Genomic DNA, 17,675 nt, shown 5'->3' with positions numbered 1-17,675 from the left:
GTGAGTAAGCCCCATGAGTATTTCCCTTCGCGACCAGTTGCTCAAAGCAGGTCTGGTTAACCAAAAGCAGGCCAAGCAGGTCAGCAAAGACAAACAGAAGCAGCAGCGTCTGGCCCACAAAGGTCAGATCGAACTGGACGACTCGCAGCAGCGCGCCGCTCAGGAAGCGATGGCCGAGAAGGTCAAGCGCGACCAGGAGCTGAATCGTCAGCAGCAGGAAAAAGTCGAAGCCAAGGCACGTGCGGCGCAGGTCAAGCAACTGATCGAAGTCTCGCGTCTGCCGAAGCTGACCACCGAGGATTACTACAACTTCGTCGACGACAAGAAGGTCAAGCGCCTCTCGGTCAACACGCTGATGCGCAACAAGCTCAGCAGCGGCTCACTGGCGATCGTCCACCACGCCGGCGGTTACGAAGTGATCCCGCGTGAAGCCGCCCTGAAGATCCAGGAGCGCGACCCGCAACGTATCGTGCAGCTCAACGTACAGACCGAGGAGGTCAGTACTGAGGATGATCCGTACGCGGCGTATCAGATTCCTGATGATCTGATGTGGTAATTAACTTCCGGTTCTAGCGGCTTACATCTTTGCTAGTACTTTGAAAGTTTTTATATATTGAACCCGCCGATTCGTATCGATACGATCGGCGGGTTTTCTTTTGGCGGAAATTAACTTTTTTGAAGTGTTAAGGTTTTGCGCTGCTCATGCAGTGCGTAGCAGTTTCATATAAGTGTTTTTGTGTAGGGAGAATAAATGGAATTAAATTAAATGCATAAGGATATTGCTGATGTTATTAAGCATTGCTTCGTTGCGCCAACCTACTTTTAATCCGCAGTTCTCTCAGTTGCGGGCACCTGGTCAGTCAATTACCGATTACATGGTCAGCGAACTGGATGCCCGGGTCGAGTTTGTGCGCCGCAAAATCAGGATCGCCGCCAAGGCCGCAGCGGCAGACCATGACGGCTCGGAATGCCTGTTCTTCACCTTGCCTGAATTCTTCTGGAACATCCCCTGGCGTGAGGTCGATAGCGAGGAAGAGCTGCATGAATTGACCACCGCTTACCTGGAAAAAGTACCTGCGTATATTTCGTCGTTAATGAAAGATCTGCCTGTTGAACGGTACGGCAAGATTGTCCTGTTGGCGGGAAGTTGTGCGACGTTGGTAAAAGTGGGAGAGGGTGATGCGAGTTATTACGAAGTCATCAATTACTTGCTGACGATCACCAATAAAGAATATGAAGCCAATATCCCGTTGATGTCGATGTGGCCAAAGCGTCATGTTTCCGGCATCGACTTTGGTCGGAGTGTTGGTAACGAAGATGGCTTCTGGTTCTTCAAACTGTTTGACGAGTTCGTAATCAAGATCAAGGATGACAGCGATGTCAGCGCTGAGCACAGTTACTTCGGGGGTTACCAGGGACTGTTTATCAATAGTCTTGTTCCGGGCTGCCCGTTCGGCGTTAACGTGTGCCTCGATTATGCCGTGCTGAAGCAAGGCGAGCGGGATAAGGAAGTTGAAATCCCTGAAGTGAAAATCGACTTTCTGATTGCCTGTGGCATGTCCTTTGACTACGACAAGCAACACCCGAGCGCGATCCAGTACTCGGTCAGAAATGACGGTATGGGCAGTGGTGCGTGCGAGGTGGTCATGCTTAAGGACGGGCGGATCGTCGACGACATCCCTTCGGTAGAGATCGACGATAACGTTTATCTGAGCGTTATCCGCGTTTCCTGACCAGTATTTGTTGCAGCCTGCCAGGGGAGGGCCGGCAGGCTGCAGGCTTGAAGAGTTGGGTGTTCAACCGGCTGCGCGGTCACGTTGCTGTTCTTCCACTTCCAGTTCGGCCTTGTAATTGTGGGCATCGATCTCGTTGTGGAACATGCCGACCAGCAAGTCTTGTTGATGCACGTCCCAGATCCGGATACCGGCGGCTACGCCTTCGTGGGACATGTGTGAATCGTCGCGTTCAGTTACTTTTACAGTCATCTGCTAGCTCCAAATCTCAAGTTATCTGCAGCAAGGCGTGTGCAGGACTCTTTTATATGATTTGTTAGCTTGCTAAGTAAACGCTTGATTCGTGCAACGTATTCTTGCGTGAAACGCAACAGTGCTGCAGCCCGCTAAATCCGCGACATTCGGTCGCAGCCTGCAAAGTTTCATGACAGAAGTTTCATTTTCAAACGCACCGCCAGACCATTGTGGGAGCGAGCCTGCTCGCGAATCCGGTGGGTCAGACGATGATAGGGTGACTGCAATATCGCATTCGCGATCAGGCTCGCTCCCACAGGTTTTTGCAGTGTAACTGCCATTTACTACAGGCAAAAAAACGCCCCGAACCAGTCGGGGCGTTTTTATGTGTGGCTCAAGCTCGGGGAATTACTTGCCTTCCCAGCGCTTCAGTACCAGCGTGGCGTTGGTGCCGCCGAAGCCGAAGCTGTTGCTCATCACGGTATTGAGGGTGGCGTTCTCGCGGGTCTTGGTCAGCACCGGCAGATCGGCCACTTCAGGGTCCAACTCGTCGATGTTGGCGGAACCGGCAATGAAGTTGCCTTCCATCATCAGCATGCAGTAGATCGCTTCGTGAACGCCGGCGGCGCCCAGGGAGTGACCGGACAGGCTCTTGGTCGAGCTGATCGCTGGAGCCTTGTCGCCGAACACTTCACGCACACCTTTCATTTCCGCGACGTCGCCGACCGGAGTCGAAGTGCCGTGGGTGTTCAGGTAGTCGATCGGGGTATCAACGGTGGACATCGCCATCTGCATGCAGCGGATCGCGCCTTCGCCACTTGGGGCAACCATGTCGTAGCCGTCGGACGTTGCACCGTAGCCAACGATTTCGGCGTAGATTTTCGCGCCACGAGCCAGAGCGTGTTCCAGTTCTTCAACCACAACCATGCCGCCACCACCCGCGATAACGAAACCGTCACGGTCTTTGTCGTAGGCACGGGAAGCTTGTTCCGGGGTGTCGTTACGCTTGCTGGACAGAGCGCCCATGGCGTCGAACAGGAACGACTGGCTCCAGTGCTCTTCTTCACCGCCACCGGCGAAGACGATGTCCTGCTTGCCCATCTGGATCTGTTCCATGGCGGTACCGATGCAGTGAGCACTGGTGGCGCAGGCAGAAGCGATGGAGTAGTTCAGGCCCTTGATCTTGAACGGCGTGGCCAGGCAAGCGGAAACGGTGCTGCTCATGGTCCGCGTTACGCGGTATGGGCCAACACGCTTCACGCCTTTCTCGCGCAGGATGTCCAGCGCTTCCATCTGGTTCAGCGTGGAAGCACCGCCGGAACCAGCAATCAGGCCGGTACGCGGGTTGGACACTTGCTCTTCGGTCAGACCGGAGTCAGTGATCGCGTCTTTCATGGCCAGGTAGGCGTAAGCCGCTGCGTGGCCGACGAAGCGATAGATCTTGCGATCGATCAGCTCTTCAAGGTTGAGGTCGATGGAGCCGGAAACCTGGCTACGCAGACCCATTTCGGCATATTCCGGGTTGAACCGGATGCCAGGGCGGCTTGCACGCAGGTTAGCGGAGACGGTCTCTTTGTCATTGCCCAGGCACGAAACAATGCCCAGACCAGTGATAACGACGCGGCGCATGCGAATAACCCTTAGAAGTTGTCAGTGGAGGTGAACACGCCGACGCGAAGGCCTTCGGCGGTGTAGATTTCGCGACCGTCAACAGACACCGAACCGTCGGCGATGGCCAGGTTCAGCTTGCCCTTGAGGACGCGCTTGATTTGAATGTTGTAGGTGACTTTCTTGGCAGTCGGCAGCACCTGACCGAAGAATTTCACTTCGCCCGAACCCAGCGCACGGCCGCGGCCCGGCAGGCCTTGCCAGCCCAGGAAGAAGCCGACCAGTTGCCACATGGCGTCCAGACCCAGGCAGCCCGGCATTACCGGATCGCCTTCGAAGTGGCACGCGAAGAACCACAGGTCAGGGTTGATATCCAGTTCGGCGACCAATTCACCTTTGCCGTACTTGCCACCTTCTTCGCTGATCAGGGTGATGCGATCCACCATCAGCATGTTCGGGGCGGGCAGTTGCGCGTTACCTGGGCCGAACAGCTCACCGCGACTGCAGCGCAGCAGATCTTCCCGAGTAAAGGCGTTTTGTTTGGTCATGCGAGCTCCTCAATAATCCCATGCGGCAGGTGGGGCAAATCTTCCCGACCGTTCGAAGCGTTCATGCCTCGAACCGGCAGCCTACTCATAGACTATTGCGTTGTGGTGAAAGTCACAGCACCAAGGACATGAATGTACACTTGTGCACTGAAATTTTTAATCAAGCCTCTTTTGAGGCTCGTTCGGGTGCCTAAGACTGCCGCACTTTCGCTTTTCACGCCAGTCGCAGATGGTCGAAAGGCCCACACTACGACACCCAGCGCTGCAGAATCTGCTGCAGATCATTACGTTTGAACGGCTTGGCCAGATAATCGTTCATGCCCGCCGACAGGCAGGTCTCGCGGTCGCCCTGCAAGGCATTGGCGGTCAGCGCGATGATCGGCACCTCGCTGCGTCCGGGCAGGCGACGGATCTGTCGGGTGGCTTCGTAGCCATCGATGATCGGCAAGCGGCAATCCATCAGAATCACTTCGTAATCATTGCCTTCGGCGCTGCGCACCGCCTGCGCACCATCGGTGGCAACGCTGACCGTAAAGCCCAGGCTACGCAGCATCGCTTCGATCACGGTCTGATTGACCGGATTGTCTTCCACCAGCAGCACGTTGCGCCCCTCACCCTGGCCGTCGCCATTCGGCGCGCGCGGTGCTGGCAGTGGCGGCAACGCCTGTTTATAGAGGGCCAGCGGGATTTCCAGGGTGAACACCGAGCCGAGGCCTTCTTCACTCTGCGCCCGCAGAGTACCGCCCATGCGTTCGGCGAGTGTCCGGGCGATCGGCAGGCCCAGTCCCGTGCCACCGTAGCGCCGTGAAATCGAACTGTCGGCCTGCTGGAAGGCGTTGAACATCAACTCCAGGCTCTCGGTGGAAATACCGATGCCGCTGTCGCGCACCGAGCAGGTAAACCACAGCAGTTCATGATCCAGCGACTGCCATTGCGCTTCGATGCTGACCCGCCCTTGTTCGGTGAACTTCAGCGCATTGCCGACCAGATTGACCAGAATCTGCCGGATCCGCGTCGGATCGCCCTGCACTTGCAAGCCGCGCATGTCCTCGGGGATCCGCAGGTTCAGCGCCAGGCCCCGTTGCACGGCGCTGTGCTGAAACGACTGGGCGCAGGCGCCGATCAGTTCGGCCAGATTGAACGGAATGTGCTCCAGCTCCAGTTCCGAGCGCTCGATCCGCGAGAAGTCGAGAATGTCGTTGATGACTTTCAGCAGATGCTCGGTGGACTCTGATGCGAGCGCAGCGTATTCGACCTGCTCCTCGGTCATCTCGGTGGTTTCGAGCAGTTGCAGCATGCCCAGTACGCCATTCATCGGTGTGCGCAGTTCATGGCTCATCATCGCCAGAAAATCGGATTTGGCGTTGTTGGCCTTTTCTGCCTCCTCGCGCGTCTGGATCAGTTGCGCCATCGCCTGATGCTGTTCGCGGCTGGCCTGCTCCAGCGCCTGGGCAAGGTTATTGATGTGTTGCGACAGCGCGCCAAGCTCGGTGTCGTCGACAATCGGTAGCGGGGTTTTATAGTCGCCGTCCTGAATCGCCTTGACCGCATTGCCGATATTGCGGATCGGCTGCGACAGGCTGCCGGCCAGGCGGCGCGCGAGGACAAAAGTGAACAGCAGCGCGAACAGCGCGAGGATCGCGGCCTTGAACAGGATTTCCTGCTGGCGCTGACTGAAGGCATCGTTGGACAGGCCGACGATCACCCGCCCCAGGTAATCCTCGCCGGCAGCGCCGTTATTGACTTTGCCATCCTGGAAAAAATCATTGTGCAGGGCAATCCGTTGCAGCCGCACCGGTGCCTGAAATACCTCGACCTGATGCGGGCGACTGTGGGCCGCCGCGGGTTGTTCGACATACACCAGAATCCGGTTGGCGCTGTCCTGCACTTCCAGAAAACGTACGTTGGGCGTGGCCAGCGTGGCTTTGAGCAGGCTTTCCAGCACTTCGTTGTTACCGGAAATCACCCCGTACTCGGTGGCGGGCGCCAGTTGGTTGGCGATCAGTTGGCCGGTGTGAGTAAGCTCCTGACGCAAATCCTGAATGCGCACGAAGGTGAAGAAGCTGATCAGCAACAAGGTCAACAACAGCGCCGGGCCGAGGCTGATCAACTGGGTGCGGGTATTGATATCCCAACGGCGACGGAAACTCATGGGCGGCGTTCTCCTTCAGCCAATGCTCTGGCGACGGCGGCGTCATCAGGCGGTTCGATGCCTAATGAACGAGCGACCTGCGCGTTACTAGAGACTTTGAAATGTCCGGGATAGAGCGTTCGCGGCCAAGCAGCCGGTGGCTGGTCGAGTAATTGATCGAGCAGGCTCAGCCAATCGTTCTGGTCGCTGTAGCTGCTGGCCAGGCTGCCAGCGCGCACGAAAGCAACATTGGGACCGATTAGCGCGACTTGCCGCGAGTAGCTGCTGAGCAGCAGATTTTTTGCGGTTTTCGGGTTGTACAGGTCGGGGTCGTCGAGGCCGAGCAGTACGTCGCTGTTTTTCAACACGGCTTGCAAGGGGCGGCTGTCGTGAGTGTTGTCCCAGCGCTGGCTGACGATTTGCAGATTCAAGGGTTGGGCCGCCAGGTTAAGCTCCTTGAGCAGGAATTCGCTGTGCTGATCGAACAGCACACCGACGCGCCGCGCCTGCGGCAGAATCCGCCGGATCAATTGCAATTGTCGGCTCAGCGGTGGATCGCTCCACAGCAGGCTGAGACGTGGCGGTTGCGCTGTGCCCAGCCGTTGCCGGGCTTGCAAACGGCTGATGCGCAACACCAGCGTCGCCGGGCCCTGAGGCTCCTGCAAGCGCCAGTCGAGGCTCGGCAGATCGAGCAGAATCAGACGCAGGCTCGACGGCAACTTGCCGGGCGTCGGCAGGCTGGCCAGTGGCTGGAAACGCACCGTGTCAGTCGGGCGCAGTTCGCTCAGCGCCTGCACGAACGCCTGTACGCCAGGGCTTTCCTCGGCGCCGGTCAACAGAATGTCTGCGGCCTGCACGGCCACTCCGTGCAGCCAGGCGACCAAAAACAGACAGAGCCCGGCCAGCCAGTGGCCAAGGGTTGGCGTCTTCCGTGACGTGCCCAGGCGCACCCTAGAACTCCAGCTCGGCGCTGAAATACATCACCCGGCGTTCGTCGTAGTTGTTATCGACGAAGGTGGTCGGCTCATGATCGAGACGCTGTTGCAGCACACCGGCCAGTTGCAGTTGGGCTTTACCCAGCGGGATGCGTTTGGCGATGCGCGTGTCGACCCGTTCAAAACGGTAACCATTGAGTGCGTTGTCGCCGTAATAGAAGAGGGCGCTGTTCCAACCGTGGCCCCAGTCACGCAGCCAACCGGCGGAACCGCTGTTGCGTGAGGTGAATTGCTGATCCAGAGGATTGCTCGCCTCGGCGTCGACGAATGCGTAAGTGAAGCGCAAGCGGTCGGCCCGGCTGACCCGCCAGTCGAGCTGGGTTTCGGTGCCGCGAAACCGTGAGCTATTGGCGTTGCTGGCGATGTACTGATTGTTGCGCAATGGCTCGCTGATCATCCCGGTGATTTCGTCGTAGAACAGCTTGATGTCGAGCGCCAGGCCGAGCTCGGCGAAGTAGCCGTTGTAGCCCAGCTCCCGCGAGCGCATGTGCTCCTGATCGAGATCGCCGGGGCCGCGCGTCTTGACGAAGTAGCGCGCCGACGACTGACCGTACGCCGAGGGCCGCAGGTTGCTGACCTGATAGCTCCAGTTGACGTTGTTCTCGAACATGTCCGGCGAGCGGATGGCCTCCGAGTACACCGCGCGCAGACCATGGCGCGGGTTGATCAGGTAATTGATCGCGAAGCGTGGGGTCAGCGAACTGCCGATCAGTTGCGTGTCTTCGAACATCGCCCCGCCTTGCAACAGCCAGTGTTCAGTGGCGCGCCACTCCAGTTGGCCGAACGCGCGCCAGGTGGTGTCGTCCAGCGTGCCGTTGAAGTAGGTTTCGGAATCGGCGCGGTCGTAACGATAGTTCATGCCACTGACCAGACGCAGGCTGTCGGACAGGCTGAGGGTGTCCTGCAATTCGAGATCGTAGCGCGATTCGCGGGCGCTCTGATCGATGTCGCCGCATAAAGTCTGGCTGGCACCGTTGCGCCATTGATCGAGCGCCCGGTTGGCCAGCGCCATTTCCTGCGGCGTGCCGGGCGCAGCGCCAGGGCCGGTGAAACGGGTGATGTTGCGCGCCAGCCGTTCGGTGTAGTTCGGGTCGAGCTGCCACAGTTGCGCCAGCTCGGGGCTGAACGACACTTCGGCGTCGCACGCGCGCCAGGTTTGCTGACGATCCCAGTGCTGCGCCGAGCCTTGTATATAAAGACTGTGCTCAGGATTGATGTCGAGGTTCCAGCGCACCGAGCCGGCGTAATCTTTAGCCACCACGTCGGAATTGTTGCCGGCGGCGGTAATCCCCGAGAACACCGGATGGTAGGTGTACGGCCGCTGGTTGGTGCCATCTTTCGCGTTGACCTGCCAGTCGAGGCTCTGGTTGTCGCTGAGGGTTTGGCTGACCGCGAGGCTGAAGCGGTTCAAACGGCGGCTGTCGCGGTAATCGGCACCCGTGCGGTCGGTGTCGAAACCGTCGTCCTCCTGCCCGGACAACGACAGGCGCAGGTCGCCGCCATTCCAGCCGGTGCCCTGACTGGCATAGAAGTCATTGATGCCGCGTTGACCGCGGGTGTATTTGAGCCGAGTGCCGTGGCTGTCCGCCGGGTTACGCGTGATGATATTGACCACTGCCATCAGCGCGTTGGCGCCATAGCTGACAGTGTTCGGGCCGCGAAAGACTTCGATGCGCTCGATGTCTTCCATGGCCACCGGAATATCGCTCCAGTCGACCGTGGCCAGTCCGGCGCGGTACACCGAGCGACCATCGATCAACACTTGCATGCGGCGCGCCTCGGTGGCGTTGGTGCCGTGGTAATTGACCGCCGCCTGGTTGCCGCTGATGTTGCCGACCATCATTCCCGGCACCAGGCGCAGCAGTTCGCTGATGTCGCGGGCGCCGCTGGCGTTGATCAGTTCGCTGTCGAGTACGGTCATGCTCCCCGGCACTTCCGCCGGCGTCTGTTTCAGGCGCGTGGCCGTCAGCACCTGCGGCAATGCTTCGCCGTCCATGAACAGGTCGTCCGCCTGCAACACCGGGCTGAACAACAGCGCCAGTAACAGGGACGAACGCGGGGGAGGAGAACCGACAGACACGACGCAGCCTTGAAAGCAAAGAATTGGCGCGCATGTTAACCGAGGGCAGCGACTTTTCCAGTCACGTTGCAGGCATTTTCCTAGGTTTTATTGGTCTTCTTCCTACAAGTATCGGTAATTGACGTGGGGGCTGGCCGCCATCGGGTCGCCCCGTATAATGCCGACATCGCCACTGGTATGGATTAATGGATTGCATATGACTGAACAGCGCCCGATTGCGGTCCTGGGAGGCGGAAGTTTTGGTACCGCCGTGGCCAATCTATTGGCCGAGAACGGCCATCAAGTCTTGCAGTGGATGCGTGACCCCGAACAGGCCGAGGCCATCCGGGTCAATCGCGAAAACCCGCGTTACCTCAAAGGCATCAAGATTCTGCCAGGCGTGACCGCTGTCACCGACCTGCAAGCCACTCTCGACGCCTGTGATTTGTGCTTCGTCGCGCTGCCGTCCAGCGCACTGCGCACGGTACTCGCCGCGCACGCCGAGCGCTTGAGCGGCAAGATGCTGGTCAGCCTGACCAAAGGCATCGAAGCCCAGACCTTCAAACTGATGAGCCAGATCCTCGAAGAGATCGCTCCGCAGGCGCGCATCGGCGTGCTGTCGGGGCCGAACCTGGCGCGGGAAATCGCCGAGCATGCGCTGACTGCCACGGTGGTCGCCAGTGAAGACGAAGAACTTTGCAAGCAAGTGCAAGCCGCGCTGCATGGCCGCACTTTCCGCGTTTATGCCAGTGCCGACCGTTTTGGCGTCGAACTCGGCGGGGCGCTGAAAAACGTTTACGCGATCATCGCCGGCATGGCCGTGGCGCTGGAAATGGGTGAGAACACCAAGAGCATGCTGATCACTCGGGCCTTGGCGGAAATGACCCGATTTGCGGTGAATCAAGGAGCGAACCCGATGACCTTCCTCGGTCTGGCCGGTGTTGGCGATTTGATCGTCACGTGTTCCTCACCGAAGAGCCGCAACTATCAGGTCGGTTTCGCCCTCGGCCAAGGTTTGAGTCTCGACGAAGCCGTGTCGCGCCTCGGTGAAGTCGCCGAAGGGGTCAACACTCTGAAAGTGCTCAAGGCCAAATCCCAGGAAGTCGGCGTGTACATGCCGTTGGTCGCCGGCCTGCACGCGATCCTGTTTGAAGGACGCACGCTGGAACAGGTGATCGGTCTACTGATGCGTGCCGAACCGAAAACCGACGTCGACTTTATTTCCACCAGCGGTTTCAACTGATTCAGCGTTTATCTACGGACAGGGGAGCAAGCCATGAACGATCCGAAAATCGAAGCCAAGTACGAGTCCATCCTCTTGCGCGTGTTGTGGATGATCGTCTACGTGCTGGTCTGGCAAGTGGCGCAGTTCATCCTCGGCGCTGTGGTGCTGGTGCAACTGATCTACCGTTTGATCTATGGCGCGCCAAGCGCCAGCCTGATGAATTTTGGCGACAGCCTGAGCCAGTTTCTGGCGCAGATCGGCCGTTTCGGCAGTTTCCACAGCGACCAGAAACCCTGGCCGTTCGCCGACTGGCCAACCCCGCGTGCGCCGGAGGGTGAAGCGCCGCATGCCGTGCCGCCGGCCCCACACCCGGCCCGAGATGAGGAGCCCAAGCTATGAAACTCTGGGTGTTGCGTCACGGCGAGGCCGTACCTTATGGCTCGTGCCCTGACTCCGAGCGGGAACTGACCGAGCACGGTCGCAAAGAGGCCTTGAGCAGCGCGGCCCATTTGATCGGCCAGCCGCTGACCGCGATCTACGCCAGCCCTTATCTGCGTGCGCAACAGACCGCGCAGATTGTTCGCGAGGCGCTGGGGTTCGAGCCGGAGATTCGCACGGTCGAATGGCTGACGCCGGAAGTCGATCCGGACAGGGTCGCCGATCAGTTGGTTTCGGTGAGCAATGTACTGCTGGTCAGCCACAACCCGTTGGTGGGCAATCTGCTCAGCTATCTGCAGCACGGCGCCGGGTATCCGCCGGAGCGGGTCAGCACCGCCGGGTTGGCCGAGCTGGAAAGCCCTGAGCTGTTGATTGGCTCGATGACCCTTAACAGCCTCAGACACCCTTGATACCGAGTCGGCTTCATCGCGGGCAAGCCTTGCTCCTGCAAGAGCGGATCATGCCGTTTTTGTAGGAGCAAGGCTTGCCCGCGAAGAAGCTCCTCAAATCACCGCAGCCTTTTGCGTGTTTGCCTGAAATTATTTGTTTGAATTTTTCAACCAAGCACTTGCTTGGTTGACTACGCTTGCTCCAGACCAAAAAAACAGGAGCGAGTCGCATGTCTGCCGCCTTCCGGTTGCCGCTGGACGTGTTCTACGAACGTGAAGCCCGGCACCCGCGCCAGCGCTTCCTGGTGCAGCCCACCGGCGGCGGGCAGGTAGAGACGCTCAGTTGGGCCGACGTCGGCCATCAGGCCCGCTGCGCTGCGCACTGGCTGCGCGCCCGCGAGTTGCCGCAAGGCAGCCATATCGCCCTGATCTCGAAAAATTGCGCGCACTGGATCATCGCCGATCTCGCGATCTGGATGGCCGGGCATGTTTCGGTACCGCTGTATCCCAATCTCACCGCGGACTCCGTGGCCCAAGTGCTCAAGCACTCGGAAAGTGTGCTGGTGTTTATTGGCAAGCTGGATGATTGGCCGAATATGTCGCAAGGCGTGCCGGCGGATCTGCCGACCATCAGCTTGCCGCTGCATCCGCCCGGAAAATTCGATTTCAGTTGGGCAGACCTGCAGCGCTACTCGCCGATTCAGGACGATCCGCGCCCGCCTGCCGAGCAACTGGCAACGATCATCTACACCTCCGGCACCACTGGCCTGCCCAAAGGCGTGATGCACAGCTTTGCCAATCTCGGCTTTGCCACCACGCGCGGTACGCAATTGTTCGGGCTCAACGAGAGCGATCGACTGCTGTCATATCTGCCGCTGTGTCACGTTGCCGAGCGGATGTTCGTTGAACTGGCGTCGATCTATACCGGGCAAACCGTGTTCTTTGCCGAAAGCCTCGACACCTTCATCACCGATCTCAAGCGTGCGCGGCCGACCGCAATGTTCGGCGTGCCACGGATCTGGACCAAATTCCAGATGGGCGTGTACAGCAAGGTCCCGGCGAAGCGTCTGGATTGGCTCCTCGGTCTGCCGTTTATGGGTAAACGGGTCGGGCACAAAGTGCTCGCCGGGCTGGGGCTGGACGCCTTGCGTGTGGCGCTGTCCGGCGCGGCGCCGGTGCCGCAGACCTTGCTCAACTGGTATCGGAAACTCGGCCTCGACGTGCTGGAGGTCTATGGCATGACCGAGAGCTGTGGCTACTCGCACATCTGCCTGCCGGGACAATATAAACAGGGCTGGATCGGCAAACCGTGTCCGGATGTCGAGGTGCGCATCGATGAGTCGGGCGAAGTGCAGGTGCGCAGTCAGGCCAACATGCTCGGCTATTTCAAGGAACCGCAGAAAACCGCCGAAACGATCACCGAGGACGGTTTCCTGCGCACCGGCGACAAGGGCGAGCAGGATGCCGAAGGACGCCTGCGCCTGACCGGGCGGCTCAAGGAAATCTTCAAGACCAGCAAAGGCAAATACGTCGCCCCGGCACCGATCGAGAATCGTCTGGCGGTGCATTCCCGGATCGAGCAGGTCTGTGTCGTCGGCGATGGATTGAGCGCCCCGTTGGGTTTGTGTGTGCTCTCCATCGTCAGTCAGGAAGAAGGTCGGGCCAGTCTGCACTCGAGCCTGGAAAAACTCCTGGAAGAGGTCAACGCCGCGCTCGACAAGCACGAACGCCTGCGCCGGTTGGTGGTGGTCAAGGACAGTTGGGGCGTCGAAAACGGCTTTCTCACCCCGACGCTGAAGATCAAGCGCAACGTCATCGAAGACACCTACGGCGCCCGCTTCGAAGAATGGAGCGAGCGCAGCGAGTCGGTGCTGTGGCAGGATTGAGCGACAACCAAAACAACCAAGGAAGTCTGCGATGAGCTTGTGGCGTACCACTCCCAATATCGAGCAGTTGAACGCAATCCAGAAAAACACCATTGGCGAAGTGCTGGACATCCGCTTCGAAGCGTTCGACAAAGAGTCGCTGACCGCGAGCATGGTCATCGACCATCGCACACACCAACCTTACGGCTTGCTGCATGGCGGCGCTTCGGTGGTGCTGGCGGAAACCGTCGGTTCGATGGCCAGCTATCTGTGTATCGATGCCAGCAAGTTTTACTGCGTCGGGCTTGAGATCAACGCCAACCATTTGCGTGGGTTGCGCAGTGGACGCGTGACGGCAGTGGCCAAGCCGATTCATATCGGCCGTACCACGCACGTCTGGGACATCCGTCTGACCAGTGATGAGGGCAAGGCCAGTTGCGTGTCACGGTTGACCATGGCGGTGGTGCCACTGGGTGAGCAGCCGCCGGCACGGTGACGATCAATCCATAAGATCAAAAGGTCGCAGCCTGCGGCAGATCCTGCAGTGTGTACCCTGTAGGCGTCTGCCGCAGGCTGCGATCTTTTGCTTGTCACGACATCTCCACCACTATTTCTGGCAGTTATGGTCATTGCTGCGGATCCTGGTCTTACGGACAATCAACGTCACGTTTCCCGTTCATGGATTAAGCCTGCATGTCGCAACCAATCTTTTTCGCCCACGCCAACGGGTTTCCCTCGGGCACCTATGGCAAGTTGTTCGCGGCGCTGGCGCCCGAGTACCGGGTTGCGCATCTGGAGCAGCATGCCCATGACCCGCGTTTCCCTGCCGACGACAACTGGTACAACCTGGTCGATGAATTGATCCATCACCTGCAACAGCAGGATCAACCCGTGTGGGGCGTCGGACATTCATTTGGCGGTGTGCTGCACCTGCACGCGGCGCTGCGGTGTCCTGAGTTGTATCGCGGCGTGGTCATGCTCGATTCGCCAGTGCTGACGCGTACCGATCAATGGGTGATTCGTGCAGCCAAACGTTTTGGTTTTATCGACAGACTGACGCCAGCCGGACGTACGTTAGGCCGACGCGAAGAGTTCGCCGACCTCGATAGCGCCCGTCGCTATTTTGCCGGCAAAACGCTGTTTCGCGGTTTCGACCCGGAATGCTTCGACGCTTACCTGCAACACGGCCTGCATCGGGTCGACGATAAATTGCGTCTACGCTTCGACCCGGCCACTGAAATCAGCATTTATCGCGGCGTGCCGCACACCAGCCCTGGCCGCACTCGGCAACTGCAGGTGCCGCTGGCGGTGGTGCGTGGGCACACCAGCCGCGTGGTGATGCGCCATCACACTCGTTTCGTCTCGCGCCTGCCGCAAGGCGAAGCGCTGAGCATGCCCGGCGGGCACATGTTCCCTCTTGAACGCCCGCAAGACACCGCGCGGCTGCTGAAGAACCTCTTCACCCGTTGGGAATCTCGCCAGGACAGGGATTGCGCATGAGCCCGACTTTCGAAGAAGTGCGCCTGAGCCTGCCGCATATCGAGTTGGCCGCGCATTTGTTCGGCCCGGAAGACGGTTTGCCGGTGATCGCCTTGCACGGTTGGCTCGACAACGCCAACAGCTTTGCCCGTCTGGCGCCGAAGCTCAAAGGCTTGCGCATCATTGCGCTGGACATGGCCGGCCACGGTCATTCCGGGCATCGGCCCAATGGTGCCGGTTACGCGTTGTGGGATTACGCCCATGACGTGTTGCAAGTCGCCGAGCAATTGGGCTGGAAACGATTCGGCCTGCTCGGGCATTCAATGGGCGCGATTGTGTCGCTGGTGCTGGCGGGGTCGATGCCGGAGCGCATCAGCCATCTGGCGTTGATCGACGGCGTGATTCCTCCTACAGACAAAGGCGAAAATGCGGCCGAGCGCATGGGCATGGCCCTGCAAGCGCAACTTGATCTGCGCGAGAAGCGCAAACCGGTCTACCACACCCTCGACCGTGCCATCGAAGCGCGGATGAAAGGTCTGGTGGCGGTCAGTCGTGAAGCGGCGGAGCTGTTGGCTCAGCGCGGGTTGATGCCGGTGCCCGGCGGTTACACCTGGCGCACCGATAATCGACTGACTCTGCCATCGCCGCTGCGCCTGACCCAGGAGCAGGCGATGGCGTTCGTCCAGCGCATCGGCTGTCCTGCGCAGCTGGTAGTCGCGGCCGACGGTATGCTGGCTAAACATCCGGAGCTGCTGGAGCGTCTACCCTTTAGCCGGGAACAGCTGCCAGGTGGGCATCATTTGCACCTGAACGACGAGGCCGGGGCGGATCTTGTCGCAGACTGTTTCAATCGCTTCTTCGCCATTCCTTGACTTGCCGCAGGCAACTGTCGAGGCTGGGCGGGTTGAAATGGGAGACAACCACGATGGATTTCTATACCGCTGCGACCCCGAATCACACAGTCATGCCGATCCGATGAGCCTGACTATGCGGTCACTCAGTCTGTTGGCGCTGAGCTGTTTCAGTTCCGTTTCTTTTGCCGCCGACGTGCCGGGCAGTCAGGATCTGCAGATCGTGCCGCGACTGGCCGATGCGCAAATCGTCGATTTCCGCCCTCCGGTGGAACTTGAACGGATCTATCCGTTAGGTTCGATCCGCAAGATCAGCGGCCAATTGCGCTTCGACGGCCAGGTCACGGCCCGTGGCCAAACCACTTCGGTGACTTACGAGTTACCGCCCGAACACTCCGCCACCGAAGCCTTCACCGCTGCACGCGAAGCCCTGCAAAAGCAGGACGCCGAATTGTTGTTCTGGTGTCAGGCCCGCGATTGCGGCGAAAGCAGCCTGTGGGCCAACGAAGTGTTCGGTAATTCCAAACTGTACGGCGCGGATGAGCAGCAGGCGTACTTGCTGTTGAGGCTGGCCGCGCCACGGGACAACACGCTGGTGGCGCTCTACAGCATCACTCGCGGCAATCGCAAAGCCTACCTGCATGTCGAGCAGTTCGAGGCAGTTGCGCCGTTGGGCGAGCTGCTGCCGACTTCGGCAACCCTCTTGCGTCAACTCAAAAGCACCGGCGAACTGGACTTCCCCAAACTGGTGAACGACCCGGATGATACCTGGCTACGCCTGATTTCCCGGGGGCTGAACCTCGACACGACATTGCGTGTGACGGTCTCCGGGCCGAAAGCCGAGGCCTGGCGTCAGGCGCTGATCAATCAGGGTGTGCGTGCGGCACGCATGGAAACCGGCAGTGTCGATGGCTCTGGCCTGCGCATCGATTTGCTGCGATAAGCTCTATCGGGCGAGCACGCGTGGCGTGTTCGCCTACTCTTTGCCTGACTGACTTTTTCGAGACCTTACATGCTCAATAACGATCGACTGCTGGTGCAGATCCTGCTGCTGGTGTTGTTTGGCGCCAGCCTGTGGGTAATGGCGCCGTTCTGGTCGGCGCTGTTCTGGGGCGCGGTGCTGGCGTTTGCCAGTTGGCCACTGATGCGCCTGCTGACCCGTTGGCTCAATGGCCGCGAATCGCTGGCGGCGGCCATTCTGACCCTCGGCTGGATGCTGCTGGTGGCGGCGCCGCTGGTCTGGCTGGGATTCAATCTCGCCGATCATGTGCGCGATGCCACAGCGTTTATCAAGGATGTGCAGGTTGATGGTCTGCCGGAAGCACCGGCCTGGCTGGGCACTTTGCCGGTTGTCGGTGAGCGCTTGGTGGGGCTCTGGAACAGCATCGATGAGCAGGGCGCAGCGTTGATGGTGTCGATCAAGCCTTATCTGGGGCAGGTCGGTAACTGGCTGTTGGCGCGCAGCGCGCAGATCGGCGGCGGGATTCTCGAGCTGACGCTGAGCATTGTCTTTGTGTTCTTTTTCTACCGTGACGGGCCACGGCTGGCGGCGTTCGTGCACAGCCTGTTGGAGCGGTTGATCGGGGAGCGTGCGGGTTATTACATCGAACTGGTAGCCGGCACGGTACAACGGGTGGTCAACGGGGTGATTGGTACGGCGGCGGCGCAGGCGATTCTGGCGTTGATCGGGTTCCTGATTGCCGGGGTGCCGGGGGCGCTGGTGCTGGGGATTGTGACGTTTCTGCTCAGTCTGATTCCGATGGGGCCACCGTTGGTGTGGGTGCCGGCCACGGCCTGGCTGGCCTGGAAGGGCGAGTATGGGATGGCGGTGTTTCTCGGGATCTGGGGGACGTTCATCATCAGTGGCGTAGACAACGTGCTCAAGCCGTATCTGATCAGCCGCGGGGGCAATTTGCCGTTGGTGATTGTGTTGCTTGGGGTGTTTGGCGGGTTGATTGCGTTTGGGTTCATCGGGTTGTTTATCGGGCCTACCCTGTTGGCGGTGGCTTACAGTTTGTTAACGGATTGGAGTAAGAGTCAGGGTAGGGTTGAGGAGCGGCGCTGAGCGCTTTTGGGTTGGGGTGAATATCCGTTTTTACGGGTGTTGCCTGGGGCTTGTG

17 protein-coding genes are annotated in these 17,675 nt (G+C 59.5%); 11 read left to right on the top strand and 6 right to left on the bottom strand.

The window, feature by feature from the left end:
* The first annotated feature begins 13 nt into the window (after positions 1 to 13).
* Positions 14 to 556: a DUF2058 domain-containing protein gene (locus JFT81_RS29075; protein WP_201231064.1), complete on the top strand. Its 543-nt coding sequence runs from the start codon at positions 14 to 16 to the stop codon at positions 554 to 556.
* A 229-nt stretch (positions 557 to 785) separates the two neighbouring features.
* On the top strand, positions 786 to 1,733 hold the full coding sequence (locus tag JFT81_RS29070) for a hypothetical protein (RefSeq protein WP_201231063.1): 948 nt from the start codon (positions 786 to 788) through the stop codon (positions 1,731 to 1,733).
* A 63-nt stretch (positions 1,734 to 1,796) separates the two neighbouring features.
* Here JFT81_RS29070 and JFT81_RS29065 read toward each other — a convergent pair whose 3' ends face one another.
* The 6 genes from JFT81_RS29065 to JFT81_RS29040 form a co-directional block, all read right to left on the bottom strand.
* Complete coding sequence (locus JFT81_RS29065; RefSeq protein WP_201231062.1) at positions 1,797 to 1,985, bottom strand: hypothetical protein; 189 nt, start codon at positions 1,983 to 1,985, stop codon at positions 1,797 to 1,799.
* A gap of 390 nt (positions 1,986 to 2,375) precedes the next feature.
* Complete coding sequence (gene fabB / locus JFT81_RS29060) at positions 2,376 to 3,596, bottom strand: beta-ketoacyl-ACP synthase I (protein WP_201147690.1); 1,221 nt, start codon at positions 3,594 to 3,596, stop codon at positions 2,376 to 2,378.
* Positions 3,597 to 3,607: 11 nt separating this feature from the next.
* Positions 3,608 to 4,123 carry a 3-hydroxyacyl-[acyl-carrier-protein] dehydratase FabA gene (gene fabA, locus JFT81_RS29055; RefSeq protein ID WP_064391590.1) on the bottom strand — a complete coding sequence of 172 codons (516 nt, stop codon included), beginning with the start codon at positions 4,121 to 4,123 and terminating at the stop codon, positions 3,608 to 3,610.
* A gap of 247 nt (positions 4,124 to 4,370) precedes the next feature.
* Positions 4,371 to 6,275, bottom strand: coding sequence for a response regulator (locus tag JFT81_RS29050; protein WP_201231061.1), 1,905 nt, complete (start codon positions 6,273 to 6,275; stop codon positions 4,371 to 4,373).
* Positions 6,272 to 7,204 carry an ABC transporter substrate-binding protein gene (locus JFT81_RS29045; RefSeq protein WP_201231060.1) on the bottom strand — a complete coding sequence of 311 codons (933 nt, stop codon included), beginning with the start codon at positions 7,202 to 7,204 and terminating at the stop codon, positions 6,272 to 6,274. The genes JFT81_RS29050 and JFT81_RS29045 overlap by 4 nt, the downstream gene beginning before the upstream one ends.
* Before the next feature lies 1 nt (position 7,205).
* On the bottom strand, positions 7,206 to 9,329 hold the full coding sequence (locus JFT81_RS29040) for a TonB-dependent receptor (protein WP_201231059.1): 2,124 nt from the start codon (positions 9,327 to 9,329) through the stop codon (positions 7,206 to 7,208).
* Between the two features lie 196 nt (positions 9,330 to 9,525).
* Here JFT81_RS29040 and JFT81_RS29035 point away from each other — a divergent pair, with 196 nt between their 5' ends.
* From JFT81_RS29035 to JFT81_RS28995, 9 genes are all read left to right on the top strand, one after another.
* Positions 9,526 to 10,551: an NAD(P)H-dependent glycerol-3-phosphate dehydrogenase gene (locus JFT81_RS29035; RefSeq protein ID WP_158829152.1), complete on the top strand. Its 1,026-nt coding sequence runs from the start codon at positions 9,526 to 9,528 to the stop codon at positions 10,549 to 10,551.
* Positions 10,552 to 10,584: 33 nt separating this feature from the next.
* Positions 10,585 to 10,932, top strand: a complete 348-nt coding sequence (locus JFT81_RS29030; protein WP_201231058.1) for a DUF4389 domain-containing protein — start codon at positions 10,585 to 10,587, stop codon at positions 10,930 to 10,932.
* On the top strand, positions 10,929 to 11,381 hold the full coding sequence (gene sixA, locus JFT81_RS29025; protein ID WP_201231057.1) for a phosphohistidine phosphatase SixA: 453 nt from the start codon (positions 10,929 to 10,931) through the stop codon (positions 11,379 to 11,381). Before JFT81_RS29030 ends, sixA begins: the two co-directional genes overlap by 4 nt.
* Positions 11,382 to 11,590: 209 nt before the next feature.
* A complete protein-coding gene (locus JFT81_RS29020; protein WP_201231056.1) occupies positions 11,591 to 13,246 on the top strand; it encodes an AMP-binding protein in 1,656 nt (551 codons plus the stop codon).
* 31 nt (positions 13,247 to 13,277) lie between these two features.
* Positions 13,278 to 13,721: a hotdog fold thioesterase gene (locus JFT81_RS29015; RefSeq protein WP_201231055.1), complete on the top strand. Its 444-nt coding sequence runs from the start codon at positions 13,278 to 13,280 to the stop codon at positions 13,719 to 13,721.
* A 197-nt stretch (positions 13,722 to 13,918) separates the two neighbouring features.
* The gene (locus JFT81_RS29010; RefSeq protein WP_201231054.1) at positions 13,919 to 14,725 is read left to right on the top strand and encodes an alpha/beta hydrolase; all 807 of its coding nucleotides are present in this window, start codon (positions 13,919 to 13,921) and stop codon (positions 14,723 to 14,725) included.
* Positions 14,722 to 15,576 (top strand): alpha/beta hydrolase, encoded by an 855-nt coding sequence (locus JFT81_RS29005; RefSeq protein ID WP_201231053.1) that lies wholly within the window; start codon positions 14,722 to 14,724, stop codon positions 15,574 to 15,576. The genes JFT81_RS29010 and JFT81_RS29005 overlap by 4 nt, the downstream gene beginning before the upstream one ends.
* Positions 15,577 to 15,691: 115 nt before the next feature.
* The gene (locus JFT81_RS29000; protein WP_201231052.1) at positions 15,692 to 16,498 is read left to right on the top strand and encodes a DUF4892 domain-containing protein; all 807 of its coding nucleotides are present in this window, start codon (positions 15,692 to 15,694) and stop codon (positions 16,496 to 16,498) included.
* Positions 16,499 to 16,567: 69 nt separating this feature from the next.
* Positions 16,568 to 17,620 (top strand): AI-2E family transporter, encoded by a 1,053-nt coding sequence (locus JFT81_RS28995; RefSeq protein ID WP_201231051.1) that lies wholly within the window; start codon positions 16,568 to 16,570, stop codon positions 17,618 to 17,620.
* Positions 17,621 to 17,675: the final 55 nt, after the last annotated feature.

This window comes from Pseudomonas sp. TH43, assembly GCF_016650635.1.
GTDB lineage: Bacteria > Pseudomonadota > Gammaproteobacteria > Pseudomonadales > Pseudomonadaceae > Aquipseudomonas.
This window is presented reverse-complemented; position numbering and strand designations above follow the sequence as displayed.